The sequence below is a fragment of the Massiliimicrobium timonense genome, from assembly GCF_002160865.1.
GTDB lineage: Bacteria > Bacillota_I > Bacilli_A > Erysipelotrichales > Coprobacillaceae > Allocoprobacillus.
The window spans coordinates 1-521 of the sequence record NZ_NFLJ01000110.1; the positions used below are offsets into that span (position 1 = coordinate 1).

A 521-nucleotide genomic window follows, 5' to 3' on the forward strand; every position below is an offset into this window, starting at 1 on the left:
ACTGTTACCTACGAAGTAGATCAGCAGATAAAAGAGGGCGACCAGACAAGGAATGTATCAGAAACCTATACCGTGACCGTCCATGTGGACGTTGACGGGGATATGGTGATTATCCAGAACCCGACCCTCGCTCCTGCTATGGAAAAATCCGATTATGAACCAAAGGCACTGGAAGCGGACAACAGTGTGGACGCTGATACGGTAAATGACGCTACGGCGTTTCTGGAAACATTCTTCAAGCTGTACCCTACCGCAACGGACAAGGAGCTTGCCTACTATGTAGAGGGAAACGCCCTTGAACCGATAAACGGCGACTATCTCTTTTCCGAGCTTGTCAATCCTGTATTCACGGCTGACGGCGACAATGTGAAAGTAAGCGTTGCGGTGAAGTTCATTGATAACCAGACAAAGGCGACACAGGTATCACAGTATGAGTTGACGCTCCATAAGGATAGTAACTGGAAGATAATAGAGTAAAACCAACTCTTGTTTTTTAATCGTTCGAGTTGTATAATAAGTGG

The 521-nt window shown here is 46.3% G+C and carries 1 protein-coding gene; it reads left to right on the forward strand.

Translation table 11 applies throughout. The features are described 5' to 3' along the window. Positions 1-477, forward strand: a 477-nt coding sequence (locus B5E75_RS14390; protein WP_143746996.1) for a conjugal transfer protein, incomplete at its 5' end; no start/stop codon positions are given. Positions 478-521 lie beyond the last annotated feature (44 nt).